We start from the raw sequence: 7,748 nt of genomic DNA, 5'->3' as shown, positions 1-7,748 counted from the left end.
GCGTGGGAAATCACCCCCAAGCAGTTCGGCGACGACCGCGGTGTCTTCCTGGAATGGTTCAAGTCCTCGGAGTTCGAGAAGGCGGTCGGAGCACCTCTCGAGCTGCGGCAGGCCAACTGCTCGGTGTCCGCTGCCGGCGTGCTGCGCGGCATCCACTACACCCTCGGGCCAGTCGGCCAGGCGAAGTACGTGACGTGTGTCCGGGGCGCGTTCCTCGACGTCATCGTCGACCTGCGGCCCGATTCACCGACCTTCGGCCGCTGGGACAGCGTGCTGATCGACGATGTGGATCGGCGCGCGGTCTACCTGTCCGCGCCCGGGCTGGGGCACGGCATCGTATCGCTCGAGGACAACTCGACGGTGATGTACCTGTGCTCGGTCGAATACAGGCCCGAACTGGACCGAGACATCGACGCGTTCGATCCGGCCATCGGGATCGAGTGGCCGCGCACCGGCCGGGACGGACGCCCGCTCGAGTTCGTCCGCTCGGCAAAGGATCAAGCGGCTCCGCTGCTGTCCGCTGCGGAGCTCACACCAGCTCGATGAGTCTGCGGGCGTCGAACGGCGCCCGCACCTTGACGTCGTTATCGAAATAGACGAACACGTCTCGGCCGCCGTCCGCCCACGCGCGGATTTTCGCGGCCCAGACCTGGAGCGCCTCCTCGGTGTAGCCGCTGGTGTACAGCTCGACGTCGCCGTGCAGTCGGACGTAGACGAAGTCCGCTGTGGGTTCTTCCACGTAGGGAAACCTGCCGGCCGTGTCTGCGACGACTATCGCGACGCCGGCCTGTCTCGCCAGCTCGACGAAGTCCGCGCAACCGAAGCTCGGGTGCCGGACCTCGATCGCGTGCCGCAACACGCGGTCCTGATCGGTTGTGGTGCAGGCCCGTCCGTCGATCCGCTCATCGTGGCCCTCGGACAGCTCGGCCGCTTTCACCGTGGTGTGCGGCAAGCCGGCGAGGAACGTTTCGACCGTGTCGGCGGTGTCCCGGGTGAACTGCAGTGTGGGTGGGAGTTGCCACAGGATCGGTCCGAGCCGCGCATCAAGGGCCAGCACCCCGGAGGCCAGGAAGTTCGCGACCGGAGCTTCGACATCGCGTAGGCGCTTCATGTGGGTGATGAACCGGGGTGCCTTCACGGCGAACACGAAGTCGGGCGCGGTTTGTGCTGCCCAGTTCCGATAGCTGGACGGCCGCTGCAGGGCATAGAACGAGCCGTTGATCTCGATCGAGGTCAACTGCTCGGCCAGGTAGGCGAGCTCCTTGCGATGCGCGAGACCAGCCGGGTAGAACGCGGAGCGCCAGGGCGGATACACCCAGCCCGAGGTACCGACACGCACCGTGCCGGCGTCTGCCGACCCCCGCCGTCCCACGACATCAATCGTGCCTCGTTGACCACTTTGTGACCAAAAGTGATGAAACCGACATCCCATGACCTGGGAAGACAAGCTCATCGAAACAACATCGCAATAACTTGTAACCATTTCTGTGACCTGGACGATAGACCTGTACGCGCTTGAAACCCCCTGAAAATTGTGGAGAAGGAATGCTGGCTCTTTCCCCGCCGGCCGTCGTGGCCGACTCGTCTGCGCTAACCCCCACCCCGACCCCTACCTACGTCCAGAGCGACTGGAAAGTCGTTGAATCCATCGGCTGTGCGTCCCTTGTTACCGACAAACACATGGGCGCCATCGAGATCGTCGGAGATCTCGGTCGTGAGGTTCATGAACACCTTCGCGTGAACCGTCTCCTTGGCCCTGTCATCCATATCCCAGGCAAGGAGTTCCGGGAGATCCACCTCGTCGCCGGCCTGGGCAGGGCCAAGAAGGCGATGAATTGGCTCACCTCGATCGGTGTGATCGTGCACCGTGACGGCGCCACTGTCTCCCTGCCATCGACCGATTCGTCGGCTGCCTCCTCGCACTGGGTCGGCAGCTCGGATGCGTCACCGCCGCCAGCGCTCGCAATTGCTGCCGCGGTACGCGCGGTTCGTGCTCGCACGAACAGTTCCACGGGTAGCCCGCTGCCAGCGGCGTCCTAGCCAGCTTTTCCACTTCCCCCGCTCACCGGCGGGCGCGCCTAGCGCGCAACCCCTGACCGCCGGTGAGCGGGGGTTCTTTTTGTCGGTCGCTCGGCACAGAATGAGGGTCATGTCGACCGTTGAGAATCGTCGAGCCACAAGCTCCCGACGGACCGTGTTGCGCACCTGCCCCCTGTGTGAAGCGGTCTGCGGACTGCAACTCGAACTCGACGAGCAGGACCGCGTGGTCGCCGCACGCGGGGACCGCGACGATCCCTTCAGCAAGGGCTTCATCTGCCCGAAGGGCGCGAGTCTGGGCAAGCTCGACGAGGACCCCGATCTGCTTCGCGCGCCGATGATCCGCGAAGGCGACAGCTGGCGGGAGGTCGGCTGGGATGAGGCCTTCGAGGCGGTCGCCGCCGGGCTCGGTGGCGTCTTCGAACGGCACGGCCGCGAGGCAGTCGCGCTGTACGCGGGCAACCCGACCGCGCACACCGTGGCCGGCGGACTGTACCTGCCGCTACTGCTGCGCTCGCTCGGCACCAGGAACTTCTTCTCGGCCAGCACCGCAGATCAGATGCCCAAGCATGTGTCCGCGGGCTTCATGTTCGGCGATCCGCTCTCTATCCCGGTTCCCGACCTCGACCGGACCGATTACCTGCTGATGCTCGGCGCCAACCCGCTCGAATCGAACGGATCGCTGTGCACGGCGCCGGACTTCCCTGGCCGTATGAAGGCGATTCGCGAGCGTGGCGGCAAGGTCGTGGTCGTTGATCCGCGGCGCACCCGCACAGCCGACCGCGCCGACGAGCACCTTTTCATCCGGCCGGGGACCGACCCGTTCCTGTTGTTCGGCATCGTGCACGTGCTGCTGGCCGAGGATCTGACCAACATCACCGTGCCGGTGGGCGGACTCGACGAGCTACGCGCGGTCGCCACACTGTTCCCGCCAGAGGTCGCTGCTTCGCAGACCGGTGTCCCGGCGGAGACCATCACGCGGATCGCGCGCGAGGTCGCCGGGGCGAAGACCGCCGCCGTCTACGCCCGGATCGGCACCTGCACAGCCGAATTCGGAACACTTGCACAGTGGCTGGTCGATGTCATCAACGTGCTGACCGGCAATGTGGACCGGCCGGGAGGCGTCATGTTCGCCACCCCCGCCATCGGGCGGATGCGGCGCAGCCGCCCCTACCGCACCGGCCGGTGGTCCAGCCGGGTGCGCGGGCTGCCGGAGGCGAACGGCGAACTGCCGGTCGCGACCCTGGCCGACGAGATCACGACACCGGGCGAGGGACAGGTACGCGCAGTCGTCACCGTGGCTGGCAACCCGGTGCTGTCCGCGCCGAGCGGTGACCGCATCGGCCGGGCGCTGTCCGAGGTGGAGTTCATGGTTAGCGTGGACCGCTACCTGAACGAGACGACCCGGCACGCGAATGTCGTGCTGCCACCGCCCACCACGCTGCAGTCCCCGCATTACGACTTCGCGCTACTCGGCTTCGCGGTGCGCAACTACGCGCGCTACTCGCCGCCCGCGCTGCCGTTGGAGGACGGCCGCCCGTCGGAGGCGGAGATCATGGCCCGCCTGGCGATGATCGCCCTAGGCCAAACGGGTGACCCGGCGCTGGCCGACGAGTTGGTGATCGGGACGACCCTGCAAAAGGCGGTCGCCACCTCGGGCAGCCCGGTCGAGGGCCGCGATGTCGCGGAGCTGCGCGCCGAACTGCGCGGCAACACGGGCGCGGAACTGCGGCTGGACATGATGCTGCGGCTCGGGCCCTACGGCGAGTGGAACGGCGGGACGCTGAGTAACGGGACGGCTCCGCAGGCTCCGCGCCTGAGCCTGCAGACACTGCTGGACAACCCCCATGGCATCGACCTCGGTCCGCTGCAGCCGCAGCTCGAGGAACGGCTGTCCACCGAGTCCCGGCAAATCGAGCTGGCCCCGCAGCAGTTGGTCGACGATGTGGCCCGGCTACGCGAGTACATCGCTCGCACCCAGCCCGAGATCCTGCTGATCGGCCGTCGGCAGCTGCGTTCGAACAACAGCTGGATGCACAACGTTTCGACGCTCGTCGGCGGCTCCAACACGTGCACCCTGCATATCCATCCGGACGATGTGGACCGGCTCGGGCTCAGTGATCACGCAGTGGTGAAATCGGCTGCGGGCGAGGTGATCGTGCCGCTCGAACCGACCGACGCGATCATGCCCGGAGTGGTGAGCCTGCCGCATGGCTGGGGACACGCGAAGAGCACGCAGGCGGTGGCATCGGCAAACGCCGGGGTGAACGCGAACGAACTGACCGACGACTCGCGGATCGACGTGCTGTCCGGCAATGCCGTGTTCAACGGCGTGCCGGTCACGGTGTCTCCGGCGACCGCCTGATTTCGTCGTTCGTCTTTGCGGCCGCTGTGGGCATCTCAACAGCTTCAGCGGGGAGCCACGGATGCTGAATACGGTCGTATTCGGAGAGTGGCCCCGCGGGCTGCGCCGATGCTTCTTCTTGCAATCCCGGGTCGTCGAGTTCGATCCAATGCAGGGTCGGCGGCAACGGTGACAGGAACCGGCCGAGGGTGATGCCGACGTCCGCGCGGGCATCCGCGGCTACGGCCGATATGCGCCAGCCCGGCAATCGAGGGTCGACCGGAACGATTCGCCCGCCGGCGCGCACCACTGCCTTTTGCGCGAGCCGGGTGTCCTCGGTGGAGCGCAGCGCGGTAACAACGGTCGTACCTGGGCCGACGCCGTACCCCACCAGGGTCCGGGCCAGCTGGTTCGCCAGCTCCTCGACCTGTGTTGCGCCCCGTGCGTCGTTCCTGTTGTTGGTGGCGTCGGTCATCGTGGCCTCCTGCTTCACCACGTACTTATTAGTTAACGCCGGGTTTTCAGCACCCGCCACCTGGATATATCGGTATGTCGAGGCCGGCCGTTAGGCCACTCACTGACCGAGTGTCAGTGAATCTTGAAGATCACCATGCGCTGGACCACGAAGTTGATCACCGTGGCGGTGCCCTGCGCGATCAGGAAGCCGAGCGCGCTGTAGAGCACGGTCTCCGGCCAGATATGCCCGAACAGCGTGTAGAGCGCGGTCTGCACCGCGAAAGTCGCCGCATAGAGGGCAACTACCGCGATGAACCGCGAGCGACTCGGCGGAGCCTTGAAGGTCCAGCGCCGGTTGATGAGGTAGGCGGTCGTGGTGCCGAAGAGGAATCCGACGGCCTTCGCCACGGTCAGATTCACGCCGAAGACGTACTGCAGCAGGATCGTCAGCGAGAAATCGACGACCGCGGAGAGTAGGCCGGTGAGCACGAACCGGATGATCTGCGTCTTGAGATCGACGTCGGTGCCACCCGGCTCATCGACGAGCGGGAGCTCCGCGGGCAGCGGCAGATGCGGCTCGTCGCTGCGGGTCGCGTCCCGCGCTGCGCTGTTGGTTTCGGCCTCGGACACGCTGACGAGGGTAACCGGCGGCCGTTCGGGTGCCCTCGTGCAGCGCCGTTAACTGCGTTATCCGCTGGGGTAGCCTCTTAGCCGATGTCCGCACCAGCCTCCTCGAACCCGTTGCCAACCCATGCCCGCTCGCTCAGCGGCTGGGGACGAACGGCGCCGACCACAGCAGAAGTGCTCACCACCTCCGACGTCGAGCTGATCGCCAAGGCCGTCGCGCAGGTCGCAGAGCAGAACGACAGCAAGCCCAGCCACCTGCAGCGCGGCGTGATCGCGCGCGGGCTGGGCCGCTCCTACGGCGATAACGCGCAGAACGCCGGCGGGCTAGTCGTCGATATGACCGCGTTGAACACGATCCATCGGATCGACGCGGACACCCGAATGGTGGACGTCGACGCAGGCGTGACGCTCGACCAGCTGATGCGCGCCGCGCTCCCGTTCGGACTGTGGGTCCCGGTGCTTCCGGGCACCCGGCAGGTCACCATCGGCGGCGCGATCGGCTCCGATATCCACGGCAAGAACCACCACAGCGCTGGTAGCTTCGGCAACCACGTGCGGTCGATTCAGCTGCTCACCGCCGACGGTGAAGTGCAGACGATCGGCCCCAAGAAGAACTCCAAGCTGTTCTGGGCCACCATCGGCGGCGTCGGGCTCACCGGCATCATCCTGCGCGCGACGATCGAGATGACCCCGACCGAGACGGCGTACTTCATCGCCGACGGCGACGTCACCGCGAACCTCGACGAGACGATCGCGCTGCACAGCGACGGCTCCGAGGACCGCTACACCTACAGCTCGGCGTGGTTCGACGCGATCAGCCCTGCCCCGAAGCTCGGCCGCGCCGCGGTGTCGCGCGGCTCGCTGGCGAAGCTCGATGAACTGCCGAAGAAGCTGCAGAAGAACCCGCTCGGGTTCAGCGGCAAGACGTTCCTGACGTTCCCGGATGTGTTCCCGAACGGCCTTGCCAACAAGTACACGTTCGGCCCGATCGGCGAACTCTGGTACCGCAAGGCGGGTACCTACCGCGGCAAGGTGCAGAACCTGACGCAGTTCTATCACCCGCTCGACATGTTCGGAGAGTGGAACCGCGCCTACGGATCTCGCGGATTCCTGCAGTACCAGTTCGTGGTGCCGCCGGAGTCTGTGGGCGAGTTCAAGAACATCATCACCGACATTCAGCGGTCCGGCTTCTACTCGTTCCTCAACGTGTTCAAGCTGTTCGGCCCCGGCAATCAGGCCCCGTTGAGCTTCCCGATGGCCGGCTGGAACATTTGTGTCGACTTCCCGATCAGCCCGGGGCTGAACGAGTTCGTCACCGATCTCGACCGCCGCGTCCTGGAGTTCGGCGGCCGCCTCTACACGGGCAAGGATTCGCGCACCACGGCCGAGACCTTCCATCGGATGTACCCGCGGATCGACGAGTGGATCAAGGTCCGCCGCTCGGTCGACCCGACCGGGGTATTCATGTCCGATATGGCTCGTCGCCTCGAACTGAACTGAGTCTGGAGTCACTTTGATCAACGCTGTTGGCAACCCGCAGACGCTGCTGCTCTTCGGCGGCACCTCGGAAATCGGTCTGGCGATCTGCGCCGAGTACCTCAAGAAGGGCCCGGCACGGGTCATTCTCGCCGCGCTGCCCAATGATCCGGGCCGCGACGCCGCAGTCGCACAGATGAAGGCGGCGGGCGCGACCGAGGTGGAACTCGTCGACTTCGACGCGCTCGACACCGACAGTCACGCTCGGGTCATCGAGGAAGCGTGGAAGGGCGGCGACGTCGATGTCGCCATCGTCGCGTTCGGCCTCGACGCCGACGCCGAGGAGCTCTGGCAGAACCAGCGCCTCGCCGTGAAGGTCGCGGGCGTCAACTACACCGCGGGCGTCTCGGTGGGCATCCTCGCCGGCGAGAAGATGAAGGCGCAGGGCTTCGGCCGGATCATCGCGATGTCGTCGGTCGCCGGTGAGCGGGTCCGTCGCGCCAACTTCGTCTACGGCTCCACCAAGGCCGGCCTCGACGGCTTCTACCTGGGTCTCGGCGAGGCGCTGCGCCCGCACGGTGTGCGCGTTCTTGTGATCCGCCCCGGTCAGGTGCGCACACGGTTCAGCGCGCACGTGAAGGAAGCGCCGATGACGGTGGACAAGGAAGACATCGCAGCGCTCGCAGTGTCCGCCTCGGACAAGGGCAAGGAACTCGTCTGGGCGCCGGGTCAGTTCCGCTTCGTGATGATGGTTCTGCGGCATATCCCGCGCCCGATTTTCCGCAAGCTGCCGATCTGACGCCGTGAC

At 66.2% G+C, this 7,748-nt stretch carries 8 protein-coding genes; 5 read left to right on the top strand and 3 right to left on the bottom strand.

Features of this window, described 5'->3' with window-relative positions:
* Window positions 1-546: dTDP-4-dehydrorhamnose 3,5-epimerase family protein (locus tag A8G08_RS08330; protein WP_068272607.1), on the top strand; the 546-nt coding region annotated here is incomplete at its 5' end.
* Here A8G08_RS08330 and A8G08_RS08325 read toward each other — a convergent pair.
* Window positions 530-1,372, bottom strand: coding sequence for a DUF72 domain-containing protein (locus A8G08_RS08325; RefSeq protein WP_245672730.1), 843 nt, complete (start codon window positions 1,370-1,372; stop codon window positions 530-532). The two genes, A8G08_RS08330 and A8G08_RS08325, sit on opposite strands and share 17 nt — an antisense overlap.
* A 308-nt stretch (window positions 1,373-1,680) precedes the next feature.
* Here A8G08_RS08325 and A8G08_RS08320 point away from each other — a divergent pair, with 308 nt between their 5' ends.
* Both A8G08_RS08320 and A8G08_RS08315 read left to right on the top strand, forming a co-directional pair.
* Entirely contained in the window at window positions 1,681-2,040 is a 360-nt protein-coding gene (locus tag A8G08_RS08320; protein WP_084436040.1) for a hypothetical protein, read from the top strand.
* Window positions 2,041-2,149: 109 nt separating this feature from the next.
* Window positions 2,150-4,402 (top strand): molybdopterin oxidoreductase family protein, encoded by a 2,253-nt coding sequence (locus tag A8G08_RS08315; protein ID WP_068272595.1) that lies wholly within the window; start codon window positions 2,150-2,152, stop codon window positions 4,400-4,402.
* Here the strand turns inward: A8G08_RS08315 and A8G08_RS08310 are convergent.
* Window positions 4,377-4,856 (bottom strand): AMP-binding protein, encoded by a 480-nt coding sequence (locus A8G08_RS08310; protein ID WP_157108465.1) that lies wholly within the window; start codon window positions 4,854-4,856, stop codon window positions 4,377-4,379. The genes A8G08_RS08315 and A8G08_RS08310 overlap by 26 nt on opposite strands.
* 113 nt (window positions 4,857-4,969) lie before the next feature.
* The gene (locus tag A8G08_RS08305) at window positions 4,970-5,467 is read right to left on the bottom strand and encodes a GtrA family protein (RefSeq protein WP_084436039.1); all 498 of its coding nucleotides are present in this window, start codon (window positions 5,465-5,467) and stop codon (window positions 4,970-4,972) included.
* An 84-nt stretch (window positions 5,468-5,551) separates the two neighbouring features.
* Between A8G08_RS08305 and dprE1 the strand changes: the two genes are divergently transcribed.
* Together dprE1 and dprE2 are read left to right on the top strand one after the other, a co-directional pair.
* Window positions 5,552-6,964 (top strand): decaprenylphosphoryl-beta-D-ribose oxidase, encoded by a 1,413-nt coding sequence (dprE1, locus tag A8G08_RS08300; protein WP_068272593.1) that lies wholly within the window; start codon window positions 5,552-5,554, stop codon window positions 6,962-6,964.
* Between the two features lie 13 nt (window positions 6,965-6,977).
* Window positions 6,978-7,739, top strand: a complete 762-nt coding sequence (gene dprE2, locus A8G08_RS08295; RefSeq protein ID WP_068272591.1) for a decaprenylphospho-beta-D-erythro-pentofuranosid-2-ulose 2-reductase — start codon at window positions 6,978-6,980, stop codon at window positions 7,737-7,739.
* Window positions 7,740-7,748: the final 9 nt, after the last annotated feature.

This window comes from Aldersonia kunmingensis (assembly GCF_001646865.1).
GTDB lineage: Bacteria > Actinomycetota > Actinomycetes > Mycobacteriales > Mycobacteriaceae > Aldersonia > Aldersonia kunmingensis.
The sequence above is the reverse complement of the archived record's forward strand: the minus strand, read 5'-3'. Positions and strand labels throughout refer to the sequence as shown.

Excerpts from the sequence above, each read along its gene's own strand:
- dprE1 (WP_068272593.1), top strand. The coding sequence starts at position 5,552 with ATGTCCGCACCAGCCTCCTCGAACCCGTTGCCAACCCATGCCCGCTCG.
- A8G08_RS08320 (WP_084436040.1), top strand. The coding sequence starts at position 1,681 with ATGGGCGCCATCGAGATCGTCGGAGATCTCGGTCGTGAGGTTCATGAA.
- A8G08_RS08315 (WP_068272595.1), top strand. The coding sequence starts at position 2,150 with ATGTCGACCGTTGAGAATCGTCGAGCCACAAGCTCCCGACGGACCGTG.
- A8G08_RS08310 (WP_157108465.1), bottom strand. The coding sequence starts at position 4,856 with ATGACCGACGCCACCAACAACAGGAACGACGCACGGGGCGCAACACAG.